General features: G+C 34.5%; 14 protein-coding genes. 5 read left to right on the forward strand and 9 right to left on the reverse strand.

All coding sequences use genetic code 11. The features are described 5' to 3' along the window. Positions 1-68 precede the first annotated feature (68 nt). Positions 69-1,457, reverse strand: a complete 1,389-nt coding sequence (locus CG11_RS15335; RefSeq protein ID WP_231512805.1) for a DEAD/DEAH box helicase — start codon at positions 1,455-1,457, stop codon at positions 69-71. A gap of 219 nt (positions 1,458-1,676) precedes the next feature. Between CG11_RS15335 and CG11_RS15340 the strand changes: the two genes are divergently transcribed. Beyond that, complete coding sequence (locus CG11_RS15340; RefSeq protein ID WP_156039791.1) at positions 1,677-2,357, forward strand: hypothetical protein; 681 nt, start codon at positions 1,677-1,679, stop codon at positions 2,355-2,357. A 448-nt stretch (positions 2,358-2,805) separates the two neighbouring features. Next, complete coding sequence (locus CG11_RS15345; protein ID WP_063833119.1) at positions 2,806-3,810, forward strand: mechanosensitive ion channel family protein; 1,005 nt, start codon at positions 2,806-2,808, stop codon at positions 3,808-3,810. Between the two features lie 80 nt (positions 3,811-3,890). On the opposite strand, the gene CG11_RS15350 is transcribed toward CG11_RS15345, so the two are convergent. Continuing rightward, a complete protein-coding gene (locus CG11_RS15350) occupies positions 3,891-5,843 on the reverse strand; it encodes a peptidylprolyl isomerase (protein WP_052597666.1) in 1,953 nt (650 codons plus the stop codon). Positions 5,844-6,306: 463 nt separating this feature from the next. Here CG11_RS15350 and CG11_RS15355 point away from each other — a divergent pair, with 463 nt between their 5' ends. The 3 genes from CG11_RS15355 to CG11_RS15365 all read left to right on the forward strand — a co-directional run bounded on the left by CG11_RS15355 (position 6,307) and on the right by CG11_RS15365 (position 10,502). Further along, entirely contained in the window at positions 6,307-7,020 is a 714-nt protein-coding gene (locus tag CG11_RS15355; protein WP_052597667.1) for a hypothetical protein, read from the forward strand. Between the two features lie 2 nt (positions 7,021-7,022). Beyond that, positions 7,023-7,619, forward strand: a complete 597-nt coding sequence (locus tag CG11_RS15360; protein ID WP_052597668.1) for a DUF3109 family protein — start codon at positions 7,023-7,025, stop codon at positions 7,617-7,619. 201 nt (positions 7,620-7,820) lie between these two features. Then, entirely contained in the window at positions 7,821-10,502 is a 2,682-nt protein-coding gene (locus CG11_RS15365) for a leucine-rich repeat domain-containing protein (RefSeq protein ID WP_052597669.1), read from the forward strand. A 100-nt stretch (positions 10,503-10,602) separates the two neighbouring features. Here the strand turns inward: CG11_RS15365 and CG11_RS15370 are convergent, their stop codons facing one another. The 7 genes from CG11_RS15370 to CG11_RS15405 form a co-directional block, all read right to left on the reverse strand. Continuing rightward, the gene (locus CG11_RS15370; protein ID WP_052597670.1) at positions 10,603-12,159 is read right to left on the reverse strand and encodes an Rne/Rng family ribonuclease; all 1,557 of its coding nucleotides are present in this window, start codon (positions 12,157-12,159) and stop codon (positions 10,603-10,605) included. Positions 12,160-13,203: 1,044 nt separating this feature from the next. Continuing rightward, positions 13,204-14,097, reverse strand: coding sequence for a lipopolysaccharide assembly protein LapB (locus CG11_RS15375; RefSeq protein WP_052597671.1), 894 nt, complete (start codon positions 14,095-14,097; stop codon positions 13,204-13,206). Between the two features lie 67 nt (positions 14,098-14,164). Next, positions 14,165-14,467 (reverse strand): HU family DNA-binding protein, encoded by a 303-nt coding sequence (locus CG11_RS15380; protein ID WP_052597672.1) that lies wholly within the window; start codon positions 14,465-14,467, stop codon positions 14,165-14,167. A 166-nt stretch (positions 14,468-14,633) separates the two neighbouring features. Next, positions 14,634-15,131, reverse strand: a complete 498-nt coding sequence (locus CG11_RS15385; RefSeq protein ID WP_052597673.1) for a phosphatase PAP2 family protein — start codon at positions 15,129-15,131, stop codon at positions 14,634-14,636. A gap of 237 nt (positions 15,132-15,368) precedes the next feature. Further along, positions 15,369-15,965: a CDP-diacylglycerol--glycerol-3-phosphate 3-phosphatidyltransferase gene (gene pgsA, locus CG11_RS15395; RefSeq protein WP_197043860.1), complete on the reverse strand. Its 597-nt coding sequence runs from the start codon at positions 15,963-15,965 to the stop codon at positions 15,369-15,371. Between the two features lie 424 nt (positions 15,966-16,389). Continuing rightward, positions 16,390-17,004, reverse strand: coding sequence for a ribonuclease HII (locus CG11_RS15400; protein ID WP_052597676.1), 615 nt, complete (start codon positions 17,002-17,004; stop codon positions 16,390-16,392). A gap of 1 nt (position 17,005) precedes the next feature. Next, positions 17,006-17,461, reverse strand: coding sequence for a DinB family protein (locus CG11_RS15405; protein WP_063833120.1), 456 nt, complete (start codon positions 17,459-17,461; stop codon positions 17,006-17,008). Positions 17,462-17,496 lie beyond the last annotated feature (35 nt).

Below are 17,496 nucleotides of genomic sequence, written 5' to 3' on the forward strand. Positions count from 1 at the left end.
AACATCACTCCGCTTGCACCTTTCCTTCTGACCACTAACAAGATACACTCTTGACAAACAAGCGACTCTTATCTTTTTTTGTGGCGTCCTTTTTTAGACGTACTTTTTTTCCCTTTATTCGCTTTTGAAATATACCCTGAATTGGATTTTCCAGTATATTTTTTAGGGCGTTTGCTTTTCTTATTCTTAATCTTAGTAATATGACTCTTTTTCTCATGAAATGCGCCTTTATAATCAGGATTTTCCTTGTGCTTTTGTGCGTCAATTTCACGTTCCATTTCTTGATTTTCAAAAAATGGGGTTTCGGTCACCTCTACCTCTTCAGGTAAGTTACATATTGGAATAGACATTCTAATCTTTTTCTCTATTTTATCAATATGATAAACTTCTGCCTTTGTGAAAAAGGTAATCGCTGCACCGGTTCTAAAAGCACGCCCAGTCCGTCCTATTCGATGAACATAATCTTCATAAACTCTAGGAACATCAAAATTAATAACATGACTGACATCTTTAATATCAATCCCTCTAGCCATAACATCTGTGGCTACTAAAATGCGTATAGCACCATTTTTAAAATCTTGAAACGCATTAATTCTCGTATTTTGCCCCTTGTTAGAATGAATCAAGCGAATGTTGTCTTTCCCATACTTTTGTAGTCGGTCAAAAATTAAGTTTGCGGACTGTTTGGTTCTAACAAAAATAATAATTCGATGAAATGCCTCTTCATCTTTTAACAGATGCGCTAATAAATTCAACTTTGTTAGAAAATTTGGCACGGCATAACGTGTTTGTTCTACCGTTTCTACAGGCGTTGCCTCAGGCGTAATCTCAATTTTGATGGGAAAATCCATAAAATTCCAACTCAATTCTTCTACTTTTGGAGAGAAGGTTGCAGAAAACAAAAGATTTTGTTTTTTGGTAGGCACTACTTCTAAAATAGTGTTTATCTGTCCCATAAACCCCATATCCATCATTCTATCTGCCTCATCTAAGACCATTATTTCTACCTTATTCAGTTTGATATTCTCCTTTTGATACAGTTCGAGAATTCGTCTTGGAGTTGTAATAATAAGATCTACTCCATCCTGAATTGCTTTTGCTTGGGATTTGCGCCCAACACCACCATAGATGCCCTGGTAGCGAAGATCTGTATATTTTGCCAACTCAGCGACTTGTTGTGTCACTTGCACAACCAACTCTTTGGTTGGGACCACAATAATACACCTTGCCGCTATGCCTTGTGCATAACTCAACCGTTGTAATATCGGTAGCACATAAGCGGCTGTTTTCCCTGTTCCTGTTTGAGCAATACCAATAACGTGTTGCCCTGATCGAATAGCAGGAATAGCCTTAATTTGAATTGGAGTTGCTTGTTCAAATCCCAAATCATCCAAGGCATTGATGTATTGTCTCGTTAGTTTTAATTCTTCAAAACTTACCATATCTCTTGTATTCACAGTCTGTTTATTGATACCAACAAAGGTAAGGCTTTATTGTTAGAGTTGCACTGTGTTTAAAGATTCTTTCTTGTATTTGCTCATTTGTAATTTGTCTGCACCTCTTTTGCTTCTAGCCACCCCTCCAAAAGAACCATAAATTGCCCAACTACTTAATTGATGATTCAGAAAGAATTGCGTATATTGCTTATTATCATTAACTACCAAACCAAATACATCATGAAGACACTTCCTGTAACACTACTACTTTGTTGCTTTTCTTTTTGGGCAACATCTTCTGTTCAGGCTCAAGCTATTATAGATTATTACAACCTATTAGCAGACTACGATGATGATATAAAAATACATCCTATTGTATCCAAAGATGGAAAATGGATTGTCCAAAGTGCGGAGTCTAGCAATGCGACAGTTTTTGTCGATGAAAAAAACAATTTTATTGAGATAAAAGACAAGGCATTTGGCGATATTTTTACGTTACAAGTGAGTTTATTGAAGAAATCTAATGGAGAAACAATTGCTGCAGTTGTAAAAAATCACATGGACATTTTCCTTCATGGTGAAATTCATATTCTCAAACTCCGTAATGGTCGATGGAATGATATAACAGAACAAGTTGTTCCCGAATTGACATATAGAGATTTTTCAGAACAAACCATGGGTTTGGCAGCCGCAGCATTCAACCCTGCTCTAAACCATCATTTAGAGTTTGGTTATCAACTGCCTCGAACGGGAAGTACGGCTTCTGCTCAAATGCAAACTCAAATATTAAAAGAAAAGTGCCAAAACAATGACCCCTCAGTAAGAGAATACTGCGGTTCGCTTCACGAGATTACCTACTCTTCTATTCAGTTGTTGTGGAATCCTATAGAAGGGAAATTTTCAATTGGAGACAAAAAATAAAGCAATAACTTTGCTAAGTATATAGAAGACCAACGCTAGTATTGGTCTTCTTTTTTTTAAGACAAAACTAATATTTTTAAAAACAATTTGTCGACTAACTTGTTATAATAGTATAGTTTTTAAGACAATCGTTTAGAAAGACTATTCCATAGATTCTAGCTTTCTGTTACACCAACATGTAAGCAAAAGTAGTGTCCTGTTCTTTGCGTTTTAGCAATTGTTTGTACAGTATTTGATACTATTGATAATTCCATGTATCCTTTAGTTTAAATAACTTTTATCTCCTTCAAATATAGAAGCCTAAGCGATAGTAGGGTCATTCTATTAGACACAGAGCCATAAGTGGTAGGGCTAGTCTATGCCATAAAGGATGTATGTGCCTTGCCACAGATTAATCCGATAGAATCTATGCATCATTTTCAAAAAAATACAAAATATATATTTACAAATGGACGAAAAAATAACCGATCAATTCCAAGATCAAATGACTTCCTCTTGGGACAAAATTATGGATAAGTTGGCTCACTGGGTCGATGCGATTATATTAAACTTACCCAATTTAATTTTAGCAATTCTTATTTTTACAATTGCTTATTGGTTGTCAACATATGTCAAAAATTGGGTAAACAAATTGCTTAGGAAACCCATAAAAGAAGCGTCTATTAGAGGCTTAATTTCAAATATTGCGTCTATTGTGTTTATTACATTAGGGCTGATCTTAGCTTTAAATGTATTAAATCTAAATGATGTTTTAACATCTATTCTAGCAGGGGCAGGGGTAGCCGGTCTTGCTGTAGGTTTGGCTCTACAAGGAACTCTAGCCAATACATTTTCTGGAATATTCTTAGCTGTTAGGGACGTCATTAGTGTTGGCGACTGGGTAGAGACCAATGGCTATTCAGGATCTATTGTAGAAATTGATTTAAGAAATACAAAGCTGAAAGAAGCAGATAATAATATTGTTGTCATTCCCAATCAAATGATTTTAGACAATCCTTTTAAAAATTACGGATTAACAACCAAAATTCGATCTACAATCAAATGTGGCGTAGCGTATGGCTCCGACCTTGAAGCGGTTCAAGAAATAGCTAAGGAAGCCATCAAAGAACTTTACCCACCTCAAGGAGGACAAGAAATAGAATTTCATTATTTGGAATTTGGGGGTAGTTCTATTGATTTTCAGCTGCGTTTCTGGGTGAATGCAACGAAGAAATTAACAGCTTTAGAAGCCAAAAGTAAAGCCATGATTGCTTTGAAGAAAGCCTTTGATGCCAATAATATAGATATACCATTCCCTATTCGAACACTTTATGTTCCTAAAATAGAAGACAAGGTGCCAGATATTGCTGGAGATCAGGAAGAAAAATGTGAGGAAGAACCCGAAAAAGTTCCTGAGAAAAAAGCCAGTGAAAAATGGTTGGAGCGAGAAATTTTCAACCGAGATAAGCATTAATATAAACATCCATAAAAAATCGGTCTGTCATGTAGAATGGCAGACCGATTTTTTTATGGATAAAAGTATGTTTTCAAATCCTATTTAACCATACTTTTTAATACTTCCTCATTAATTTCAACAGTAAATTTCTCTTTTAATTTTTTAATGAGTTCTTTTTCCAAGCTATCTTGATAATCAGCAACAACATAGCCTCTTGCCTCATCTAATGTCTTAATAGATGGCTCGATAATCTCTTCTATTTTTGTAAAATACGTTGATCCATCTTTGCTATACCCTTTGCTAACCGTTCCAGCTTTCCATTTCAATTTATCCAACTCCATGTTTTTGCCCTTCTCGTAAACGCCACTAGTTGTTTGCACAATTTCACGATCTTTGTTAAACATAGCTTTTAAGCTCTCTGCACTTTTCTTTTTCGCTTTGGACTGGATTTTTTTAACCATTTTTTTATCATCTGTACGAAGTGTATAAAACGTTACGTTGGCACGTTGCTTCCATTTATAATTTTCTTTGTTCTCCTCATAAAATTTCTTCAAACCATCTTCATCGCTAGAAGCCTTGTCCCATACCAGTTGTTTTTTTACTTCAAACAACAAAATTCCTTCTTCATATTCACGCATCAAGGCCTTGAACTCAGGATAACGTTTGTCCAACTGTGTTTCCTCGTAAGCCAAACATTTTTGGGTGGCCAATTTCTTGATGATACGATCTACAGCAGCCTCAATCGTACGAGGTTGCTCGTTCATTCGCTCACTATGAGCACGTTGAGCAATAGACATAAACTCGCGAACAGTTCCTTTCAAGTTTCCAACTGTAAACAAAGCCTTGTTTTCTAGGTCTTGATTTTTTTCTGCTTTCCATTTGTAAGTCAAGAACGTATTATCTTTTTTCAACAGATCAATCAATTCTTTTTTCACAGCCTCATTCTCTTGATAATTTCCTTCTTTTTTGATATCCGCTACCAAAGCATCTTGTATAATTTGGAAACGAGGCTTGCGCTTGATTTTATTAGTAATTTCTGACTTTACATCTTGATATTTAGGATTTTTGATTCCTTGATAACGTTTTAGAATATGCCAACCTGCTTCAGTTTTTATTGGTTTAGAAATATTTCCATCTTGCTCCAATGCAAAAATTTCTTTTTCGAAGTCTTGTGCATAATTGTTAATTCCAATCCATCCCAATTGTCCTCCTCTATTCTTAGTCGCATTATCTTGAGAATATTTACTAGCCAATTCTTCAAACTTACCCCCCTCTTTTAACACATTATACAACGAGTCTACTAGAGTTTTCGCACGGTCAGGATTTTTCTTTGTTCTTAGTAAAATGTGCGCTACTTTAATTCTTCCGTAAGCAGGGCGTACATCATCGACACGTACAATGTGGTATCCTTTGTCTGTCGTCACAATTTCCGAAAACGCTCCTTTTTTGGTTTCATACATTGCTGTTTCTAAACCATAAGGCAATTGCAAAGCTGTGAACCAACCTAAATTTCCTCCCTTTGCATTACTATATTGATCATCAGAATACTGCTTGGCCAAATCATTAAAGTTTTGAGCTGTCAATTCACTTTTAATTTTTTTAGCACGTTCAAAAGCTTCTCTTTTTACTTTTTCATCTGCATTTTGGTCCGCAGCAATAAAAATGTGGCTAATTTTACGATCCTCTTTGCTTCTTTCGTATGCTTCTCGAACTAACTTTTCGGTAATTTCACGATCTGTCAAATATGTACTTGCCAATTGGCGTTTATATTGATCTTGCTCACGTTTTACTTCTGGCTTATCATTCAAACCAATATCAATACCTTCGGCAACTTGAAGTTTAAAGTTTACATACAAATCCAAGTACTCTTTAAGCGACTTTTCACTGTAATCTGCCTTTTCACCATTTGTTTTATTGTAAATATATTTGAACTCAGAAACATGAACTTCTTTGTCATTTACTTTAAACAGTACTGGGTCATCTTGTGCTTGAATATTAGAAGTAAGCAATAACGCTACAGCCATAAAAATGGCACCTATACGATTGAGCATATCTGTCTATTTAATTTTTGAGTTAATTGTAAAATAATTTTTTCCTTTAGTTATGTAATTATCTACCAATAGCTGGTACGTCGCTCTATTTTTAGTAGATTGTCAGACATAAAGTATGAAAATATAATTGGTTTCTTCGCTCATACTTATTTACAAACTGGTTCATAAACGCATTTCATAATAATATCTATTGTTGTAGAAGCATTAAAAAGCAAACTACAACACATTATTAACGAAAGGAATTTGTTTTTTCGTTAAAACAGTGCAAAAATATAGAAATTATACTAAAGCCCCTATTTTATAAGTCTAATAATCTAGACCAAATTATATTGTTTTACAAGATTATGGACAAATCTTGGTCATTAGTCTACCAAAAATAATGCTAAAGAAACAAAAGTAACAACACATCTTGTAGAAATTCTGTATATTTAGGCCTCATAAAACTACTAAAATAAAGGTTAATATGATTACTAATTGGAAGCATTCTATTCAATATTTTTTTAAAATACTCTTTGGAGCTTTAGTAGTGGGATACATTACGAGCTGTGGTCCTATCAACTCCTCTCCATCTACACCTGATAAGTATGCATTTTCTAAGATCAATTGTTATGTTCGTTATTTGCAACAGACAAGAGAACTAAAAGCAGATATGACATTCCGAACGGACTCTACCCAAGCCATTGAAGGAGAAGTTTTTTTGAACGATATGCCTTTAATTTTCAGAAAACGCCCTGAAGTTGGTTTGCAATACAGCCTAACCAAGAACTCTGTGCCATTTGAAAATCAATATACCTTTAGTTATACCGAGAAAGACGGAAGTACAGTTAAGTTGCCAATCAAACTGAATTCTTTTGATAGCCTTAAAATTGCTTCTGATGGTGTTAGTAAAACGAAAGGAGGCTTACTCACTTGGAAAGGACCAGCACTTGGGTCAGAAGATGGCTTGGTGCTTATCTTTACCGATTCTAAAGGAAATACATTTTCTATCAATCACAGCGGCATTAGCCGAGGCAACAAATTCCAGATTATCCCTGAACATGCTAATCGACTAGAGTTGGGCACGGCTACTGTACTTGCTACTCGAAAAAGAACGGTTATCAAACAAGAAAATAAGCTTACTCAAATGCTTACCATTGAATATTATACTGCACCTATTAAATTTGAAGTAAAAGAATAATTATGTTAATCATTGATAGTAAAGTCATCTCTCCCGAAATTTTTAACGAAGAATTTGTTTGTAACTTAAATGCTTGCAAAGGAGCTTGCTGTTGGGAAGGGGACTATGGTGCACCTTTGGAAACAGAAGAATTGGAAGTGTTGGAAAATATTTATGAAAAAGTCAAACCCTTTCTAACCTCCGAAGGCATTAAAGCCATTGAAGAGCAAGGTGTCGCTGTTTATGTCCCACAAGAGCAAGAATTTGGAACAACCTTAATTGACAACGCTGCCTGTGCTTATATGACGTATGAAGACAACGGGGTGGCTAAATGTGGTATCGAAAAAGCCTATGAAGCGGGTGCTGTTGATTACCCCAAACCTATTTCTTGCCACCTCTACCCTATTCGAGTAGAACAATTAAACAATTCTAGCTTTGAGAAGTTGGACTATGATCGTTGGGATATTTGCTCTGCTGCTTGTGACAATGGTGCCAAATTGGGGGTACCCATCTATAAGTTTGTAAAAGGACCGCTCATTCGAAAATATGGAGCTGATTTTTATGAACAATTAGAACATATGGCAGATCACTTAGGCAACTCTGAAACACCTGATTTTTAGCTTTAGACAAATATTCTTTGGTCTTGCACAAGGGCGATACTTAATAGAACTATACTCGTGTTCTGCTGTTTTTAGTAGACTGCTACCATTCTAATGCTTGGTTGCTTCCTGTTGTGCTAATGCCGTCCTTGTATTCTCCCTCCATAAAACCTCGTGGAGTCATTTTATAAAAAAATCTACCAATCAAAATTCTCGCTCCATATGTATCTACGTACTGCTTTATCCAAAAACAAAGCTACTGTTAAGGATATTTCTATTAATAATTATAGAGATGGAGGCATCAAAAATCACCAATTATCAGAAGAAATATACACCTTTACGGCTCTAGAAAAATTGTATATTTCTGGTGACTTTGTATCCTTAAGCCCCAAAATTTCAAACTTACAACAATTAGAACATTTAAGTATAGAATCCAATCTACTGACAGAACTTCCTGAAGAAATTGGAACACTCAAAAATTTACGCTATTTGTCTATTAAAGGCAACGTACTCTCTAAATTACCTGAGAGCCTATCCAATTTAGTTCATTTAAAAAGTCTTAGCATTTGGCGTTCTCCCAATATTACCAAACTGCCTGCTAGTATTAGTCAACTGCCTCTTTTAACTAGTATTTCTATATACTGGGGCAATATGACAGATTTAACAGCCCTTCGCCATGGCTTTAAAGCCTTAAAGGAATTTTATATCACAGAAAATCCACTAGATGATCAAACTGCTTCACCAATATGGGAACTTGAGCATTTAACTAAGTTAACGGTAACCAACAGTTTTCTTTCGAACATTCCCCAAAAAGTATTACGACTTAAACAACTACAAAATCTTGTTCTTTCTAATAATAGGCTAAAAATAATCCCTGACTTTTTGGCACAACTGCCCAAGCTAAAAGTTCTCAATTTTGAAAATAACCAAGTAGAAAAATTTCCTGTTTTTCTAGCACAGATGCCCTCTATTCAGCATATCGGTTGGAAAGATAATTCCTTTGGAAAATACGATCAAGCATTGCTCCTTTTTCCTACCAATGTAACCAACCCGCACACGAAAACTAATGCATCTAAGCAATATGAGCATTTTATAAGCCGTGTCCGAAAGCAAAAATTTACTCCGAAAGCGCAAAAACTTTTTTTTGATATTCAGTCTCAACATCCCTTAAAAACAGGAGCATTTGAACGCTCTGATTTTCTAGAAATTCTATCCTTTGAGGACAAAGCATTTCGCTCTACAGTTATTAACCAATTGCTAGATTATGAAAAAAAACGATTCGATAAGAACGGTTTAAGCTCTGGCGACACCTTGGTTGCTTTGGGTAAAGCTACACTTCCTAAAAATGAAATACGTAGCATTCTGAAAGAAAATGGGGTTAATTATCAAACTAAAATAGACGCTCAAACCACACATATACTAGTTGGCAATTCAGGAATAACAGACTATAGTCTCTTATCAGACAAAGAACATACTTTAGTTAGCCAACAGGCTTTTCAACAGTATGTTAATACCATAAAAAAACCTTATTTGTTGGAACAAGAAAACAAGAACAGTTTCGACCATCTTTCAAGTTTGCTATTGAGTCAAAATCTAGAAAATCAAAGTTTAGGAATTGAATTATTACAGGGAGGAGGGACTCCAAAAGAATTGTTGACTGAATTGTTTATTGTCTTTAAGTTCTCCGAAGACAAAAAAATAGCTGCTAAAGCTAAAAAATTGTTAAGTGCAAATGCTTCAAAAGAAATATTAGAAAAACTAAAACTAAGAATTAATCTAAAAATTGTAAAAGATCACTACAAAACAGAAAATAAATTAGAACGCCTTACAGAAGGTACTAGCTTAGAAGTTTGGAAAATCGCACAGTATGCTTATCGATATCGTCCTAAAGTATGGGCACCGAAAGTCCCCTTAGGACTAAAAAATGCCCCTAAAGATATAGCCATTAACTTTTTAGTGGAAGTCGTTCGTGCAATGTCCTCCAATTCTTATACCATTGAACCAAATCTACTTCCTCATATTCAACTACTGTATCAAAACTGTACCTTCTTAAAAGACATAAAATTCCATCGGATTGCTCAAAACATTGATGGCATTTCGAGTTTGACACAATTAGAAAAAATTACCTATTATTTTGTCAAAGATGCGCATATTCCCAACGATTTATACTTGCTGCCAAATTTAAAATCAATTCGTTTGACTCAAACTTATAGCAAGAATTGGGCAAGCTTATTGACTCAACTTAGTCAAATTACAACGTTTAAAAAACTATCCATTTGGCACTCTATGGAAACAGGCTTGCACTCAGACATTTCCAAAATACAACAGTTGGAACATTTTGTTTGCAATCGCACCCTATTATCTACCCAAAGTATCGCCGTACTTGCACAACTTCCTCATCTAAAATACCTAAATTTAGATACTACTTCTGAGCACTTAGATGACCGCTACTTAGCTTTAGAAAATCTCGAAGCATTGTCTTTTCACAATGAAACTATTTATCAAGTCACCCCACGTATTGCGGAGTTCAAATACTTAAAATCATTACGTTTGACAGGAGCACTCGTACTACCTGATACCATTCCTCCCATGCCTCAATTAGAGTCACTTTTTATCAAAACGAGTTACCATGCTCCTTCCCCTATCCAGTATACTCAGCTACAGAATTTGACTCATTTAAAGAAAATGACCATTAACGGCAATGTCACTAATCTAAAATCAATGCTGCCTCATTTCAAGCATTTAGAGTATTTAGAATTGTCCTTTAATAATATTGAACTTCAGGATCTAATTACTGCCTTACAACAATTACCTAAGTTAAAAAAGCTCAAGCGCTACCTTTCTACTCAGGAACTACTTACGCTACAAAAAGCACATCCTCATTTAGAGATTTTAATTTCATAATTATAACGGAAAAAGTCCTTTGACTCAATACTAGTTGATATGAATCAAAGGACTTTCTTAAAATAACTCTATAAGTTTCTATTGTTGATAACACAAGTTGTTAATTCAAGCGAATTTCATCATCATTTTCATCAAAGAAACAATATTTCATCATGTGATACTTATTGTCGACTGTCACACGAATCCAACGGCGATATTCTTTTCTCCATTGCATGAGCAAACTCCATAAAAAGCCTTTTTTGAGATAAGCATTCACAAAAGGATGCACATGAATTGTTAACTTATTAGGGCTTTGAGATTTGATAATAAATTCCAAATCTCTTTTGATATCGTCCAATAATAAAATGGAAGGGTTAATCTTTCCTGTTCCAGTACAAACAGGACACTGCTCGGCTGTTGAAATCGTTACAGCAGGGCGAACTCGCTCTCGTGTAATTTGCATCAAGCCAAATTTACTCAAAGGCAAAATGGTATGCTTAGCATTATCCTCTGACATAAACTGCTTCATAGCATGAAACAATTTTACTTTATTTTCATTCTTGCGAACATCAATAAAATCGATAATGATAATTCCCCCAATATCTCTCAAACGCAATTGACGGGCAATTTCTTCAGCAGATTCTAGATTAACACGAAGCGCATTTTCCTCTTGATCATTGCTCACCATTTTGTGACCGCTATTAACATCAATCACATGCATGGCTTCCGTGCTTTCAATAACCAAGTATGCCCCTGAAGCCATTGTCGCAGTCTTGCCAAATGAAGATTTTATCTGCTTAGTAATTCCGAACTGGTCAAAAATAGGTCTTGAGCCAGAATAATGTTTGACAATATCTACTTTTTTAGGAGCTACTTTTTTGATCTCGCTAACAACCTCTTCTTGTACTTTTCGGTCATTGACAATCACCCTAGAGAAAGACTCGTTCCAAAAATCACGAATCAAGCTCTTTGTTTTATTAAGTTCGCTCAAACATTTGATTGGTGCAGATGCTTGATATAACTCTTTGTAAATTTTTTCCCATTTATTGACTAATTCAGTGATATCATCGTGCAATTCTGCCACTCGTTTTCCTTCGGCAGCTGTACGTACAATAAAGCCAAAATTTTTAGGTCGAATACTTTCCATCAAACGTCTTAAACGCTCTCTTTCTTCATCGCTAGTAACTTTTTTAGAAACAGCAATGACATTTGTAAAAGGAGTTAAGACAACGTAACGTCCTGCAATTGTAATTTCACAACACAGACGAGGACCTTTGGTTGATATGGGTTCTTTAAGTACTTGCACCAAAACATTTTGACCTTTGGTCAATACTTGGTTGATTTTTCCTTTTTTCAAGATATCGGACTCTATATTAAATCCTTTCAAAAGATGCGTGGGCAAGCTCCCTTCTATGGCTCCATTTGTAAATTTAATCAGAGATTTTAGCTTGGGACCTAGATCTGTATAATGCAAAAAAGCATCCTTTTTGGAGTGACCAATGTTTACAAATGCAGCATTTAAGCCTGGCAGTAATTTGGTTACTCGCCCAAGGTAAATATCACCAACAATTAAGTTGTTTTTAAGGGACTGGTTATGCAACTCTACCAATTTTTTATTTTCAATTAATGCTAACTGAATTTCTTTTTGGTTCGAGTTAATGATTAATTCTTTTTCCAAAGCTTTATTATTCTTTTTTCGTAAGAGTTTCTTCAATCCATCCGATTAACATTATAACAAGAACAGCATAATTCACAACAAATTATTTCTGGTTCTAAAATGTTTAGATACTCTTTAGTGTTTAGCCTATAAACACTCTTATATTTTTAATATTTTTTTCAATCTCATAAATATGCGTGTATATCCATACACTCCAATTTATATATCCCTTCTATTAAGTGGATAGGTACAATTTGGAAATTTGATTGGTGTATTTTTTTTGTTGGTACAAAAAATCAAATTGCATCATCTTCATCTTGCTTCTAAGTATTTAGTATATCGTCAAATACTTGTTATTATCAAGAAGAATAAAGCCAATACTTACTAGTAACTGTTCATTGTTAGTTTCATACACAGTTACCTAAATCATTTAACTATAGAATATGTTATTATCACCATTGATAAGAACTATCAAAAAATCATTAGCTGGTGAACGGTACCAACTGTTGGTTGATATCAATTATGGCTACATATCAAAGAGCCTAAATACAGCACTTTCTAGCCAAAAAAATTCCATTCCCCCTTTTGTAGACCCAAAGGAAGTTAAATAATTATAGTACAAGATGAACATGTAAAACATGTTCAGATTAATAGTTTTAAAAAACATCTAAAACCATCAATCAAAAAGAGAATAGGAGAGAATAATAGAAGCGAATTAGTAAAACCAATTCATTTTTTGAGTATTGGGCATCTAGTTTTTGGACTTTCAAAGTAGTCTTATTGTATTTAACTGGAGACTACTTTTAATAATATTCCAAGTTTTTTTTGCTATTAGAAGCAGCAGCAAAGCAATTATTTGCTTTATCTTTTGCTCATAGCCCTATACAAACACAGGGCAAGTAAATTACTTTGCCCTTGTGTTTTTATATAGTTATCACTTAAAAGAAATTACTTCTTCTTCTTGTGACGATTCTTGCGCAATCTTTTCTTACGTTTGTGAGTTGCTATTTTATGTCTTTTACGTTTTTTTCCACAAGGCATATTCTTGATATTTTACGTTTGTTATTAATTATTATTTATATAATTTTGTTTTGCTCGAATCATTTGCTCCTGCATAGAAGGCTTAGGAGCACTCAAACGAATGGTGTTATCATAATGGAACAAAACTTTTTCTTTATTATTTTCTGCTTTATAACAATCAATTAGGAAGTAATTTGCTTCTAGCAAGATTTCACTTGAAACCGTTTTCTTTTCTGCTATCTCCAATACTTTCTCTAATCTTGGTTTTGCTTTTGCAAGGTCACCAGAACGAGTAACCGATAATCGTGCCAATGTCATATTAACCATCACATTGTCTGGAAACTGCTTGTCCAAATCTTGAAGCATTCGTACCCCTTTCATTGGCATAACCGTTGCATCTACAGCGCTTAGTTCTAAATACATCAACCCCTCGTTTAGGGCGTGTTGCAACGTATCAGGTTCTAATTCTTGAGCTTTTTGTAAAGCTGCAATTGCCTGACGAGCAGCAAGAATTTTTTCATCATTTTTTGCACTGGTTTTAAAACCCATACCGTACGTTGTACCGGCAATTCCCCAGGCTTCTCCAGTGTCTAATAATTCAGCCACTTTACGTGCATAATACCCACTGACAATATAATTGCCATACTCAAACCAGGTTCTTGAAATAAGTTTCAGAACCTCTGCCTCTTTAATTGTTGTCGCTGCTTGTGCCTTCTCTTTATCCAATTCTGCCAACCAAACGGTTTGCGAAGAATCCAATGCATTTCTAGCTTCTGCCAGCACAATTTCTTCTGTTAATAATTCTTTAGGTTCATCCCCTGTTGTTTCACCCTTTTTTGTTTTAGGCACAGTATATCCCATTTGTCCTAAAACAACTAAGCTCAACAATAACACCAAAGAACTGGTGAGAACACCAATTTGTAATTTAGATAAGTTCATAAAGTATTTCTAACAAAGACAGAGATTCTGAAATTTTGTCATAAGAGTTGTTATAAAAGAAAGGCTATTACTTAGCTGTTTCTTCTACTTCAACTTGGTCTTTAACTTTGTTAACAAACGCTTTAGCAGGCTTAAAAGCAGGGATATAATGTGCAGGAATCACGATCGCTTTATTTTGCTTAATGTTACGACCAATTTTCTTTGCACGTTTTTTAGCTATAAAGCTACCAAATCCACGAATGTAAACATTTTCCTTGTTCGCTAAGCTTTCTTTAACTTCAGAGAAAAAGTTTTCCAAAGTCATTAATACATCAACCTTAGGAACGCCTGTCTTTTCAGCAATTCGAGAAACCAAATCAGCTTTTCTCATTTGTATATTATTTCGTTTTAAAGTGTAAATAAACTAATTATGCTCTTACTCATAAAGTGAGGCAAAGGTCTCACTTTTTTTTTTAAAAGAGAAATTGAGTATGTTTTTTTTGTACATTTTTTGAAAAAAATAACATATAAACGCTTATTAATGAAGTCTAAAGCCCTTATTTTAACAAAAAAGTAATTGTAAAAAAAAGTAGCGAACCAAAAAAATATCCTGCTAGTACATCAACTAGAAAGTGTTTCTTTAAAAATACGCGTGAATACCCAACTACTACTATAACAATTAAAAACACTGGCACAATCAACAAATTCCCTGCCATATACTGTATATAAGACAACGATAAATAAACAAAAGAGATTCTAGAGGAATGGATGCTAGGAAAGCTTCCTGCATCTATCTTTTCAAATCCATTTTTAAATTTTTGTCCATTAGGTCTTGGTTTGTGCCAAAAATATTTAATTGCAGAGCAAACTATTTCGTTCAAGAAAAAGCCTGCCAACAAAATGGGAAAATAAGTTTTGAATTGAGGGTGACTTGATAGAGTTGCTAAGGTTACTAGCAACAACAAAAAGGGATTTCCTATTGCCGTAAAATCACGAATATACTCTGCATATTTGGTCTTCTTCAAAGACACCTGTTCTACTTCCTTATCTTCCATTGTATAATCGATTTTGAAAAGTATATATTAAAGTATATAACTTTTCTTCGTGGCAAAATCGCATTAATCTTTCATCAAAAAAAACTAAAAAGTTGCTAATCAACCACAAAGCACTCACTACACCAACTGCTGCAAAAGTACTTTTTTTATTTTTTTTGCAAAAAACGAAAAAATCCACGAAATATTAATATAAGTAATGTTATGAATTTGTCAAAAAAAATTTAGGCAATGCGTTTGCTATTCATAGGTTGTTACTTCCTTAACGGCCTTCCAGTTTTTCATAAAGAAACGCAACCCCGAACCTACCGTCAAAGCCAAAGAAGCCAAAATCATTAAATGCATCAACCACCACATAATAGCAGGAGTTCCGACAGGATTGGCTTCAGGATACAGATTAAACATTAGATAAAAATAAGCACATGGTAATGTAATCATTTGCATCACTGTCTTGGCTTTTCCTGACCAAGATGCTGCTACAACAATAGGCTTTTTTCTGAGCAAAAATATGAGTCGATAAACTGTAATCACCACTTCCCTTAAAAAGATGGGGACAATCCACCATATCGAATACATATTCTCAAAAAAAACATTGGACAAAGCGACAAAACTACCCAATACAATTATTTTATCTGCTATGGGGTCCAAAATTTTACCTAATTTTGTAATCAAATTATAACGCCTAGCATACCAGCCATCTAACCAATCTGTAAATGCTGCAATTGCAAATAAAATTGCAGCCCACATACGAATATTAAAATTTCCTTTCACCATCATATAAGGCACAATGAATCCCAATATAATTCGTAGTATGGTCAATGAATTTGGTACATTCATAAGATATAAGTTCTTGTTAGAAAGTAAATGGTCCGCAATAGTATAGTTAACAGAGATTTGCTCTTTACCAATTGTTCTGTAATAGCAAGTTGTTTTATAAGCAAAACCCCATACTCCCATTTATACAACAATACTTTGTTCTTTATTTTAAGCAATAGTTTGTTGAAAAACTTTATTAATTTGATAATCAACAAATTGTAGATTTGTTGTTTTTTTTGTTATAATTTTGATTATCAAACTAATATAAATGTGTTTTTTTATCTTTTTGGTAAAAAAGTAAAAAATCAACGAACTACTATTTAATAATAGCCTTCCTTTCTAAACTTTATTAGATAAGAAGTTTTATAAAAAACAAAGCCCCATTATAAGGTACAAAATTAATCAATTCTATTAGAAGCACCTTATTTTTCTCTAAAAATGCACCTTATTTTTTTTTGTCAACAGAGACTAAGTCTAAATCATCTGTTTTGAGGCGAAAGGTTTTGCGATGGTATTGGGTATAACCATGGTCAACGAGTGCTTGACGATGCGCTTTGGTGGGATAGCCTTTGTTTTTTTTCCATTCATATGCTGCGTGTTTTTCATGCAAGGCAAGCATATAATCATCTCGGTACGTTTTTGCCAAAATAGAAGCAGCGGCAATAGACATGTATTTGCTGTCTCCTTTTACGATACAATCGTGTGTTAGTTTTTTATAAGGCTTAAAACGGTTGCCATCAATAAGCAAGTGTTCGGGCTGCACAGACAACTGCTCTACAGCTCGATGCATTGCCAAAAAAGAAGCGTTTAAAATATTGATTTCATCAATTTCTGCTTCATCAACAACCCCTACTGCCCAAGCTACAGCCTCTTTTTCAATAATCGTTCGCAGCTTGTAACGATCCTTTTCTTTTATTTTTTTCGAATCATTTAGCAATGGGCATTCAAAGTCAGGCGGTAAGATTACGGCGGCGGCATACACTGCCCCAGCCAAACACCCTCGTCCTGCTTCGTCACATCCTGCTTCTATCTTATCTTTGTGTAAATAATTTAACAGCAACTTATAATAATTTTTTGAGTGCTAACAAATAGCCATAATGAATTCCTTCGTGTACATTATTAAAACGAACCGTATCTTCTATAGAGGTAAGATGAGTTCCAAAACCTACTGTATAAGGCTTGAATGTCTGAAACTTTCCTTCTTCTAAATCTTTTTCTAACAAATCGACTGATTTTAGTAACATTTCCTTTAGCCAGTCAACCTCCTCTTGAGTTACAGGTGCTTCAGGGGCACTCCCTTTTTTATATTTTATCCCTATTGATTTATCCACATAAGGGGTAAGATTGGACAACCCATAGCACAATAATTGTTGCACAACCAAGCAATGACCAATATTCCAAACAATATTGTTGTTGTGACTCTCTGGAATATAGTTTAATTGTTCCAAGCTCAAACCATCAAGCTCTTTGACTAAGGTAGTTCTAATTTGTCGAAGTAATTGAATGTGTTCTTTCATCGTTTATTTTACTTTTGAATTGTAATCTCTTAGAT

The sequence above is a fragment of the Aureispira sp. CCB-QB1 genome (genome assembly GCF_000724545.1).
Classification (GTDB): Bacteria; Bacteroidota; Bacteroidia; order Chitinophagales; family Saprospiraceae; genus Aureispira.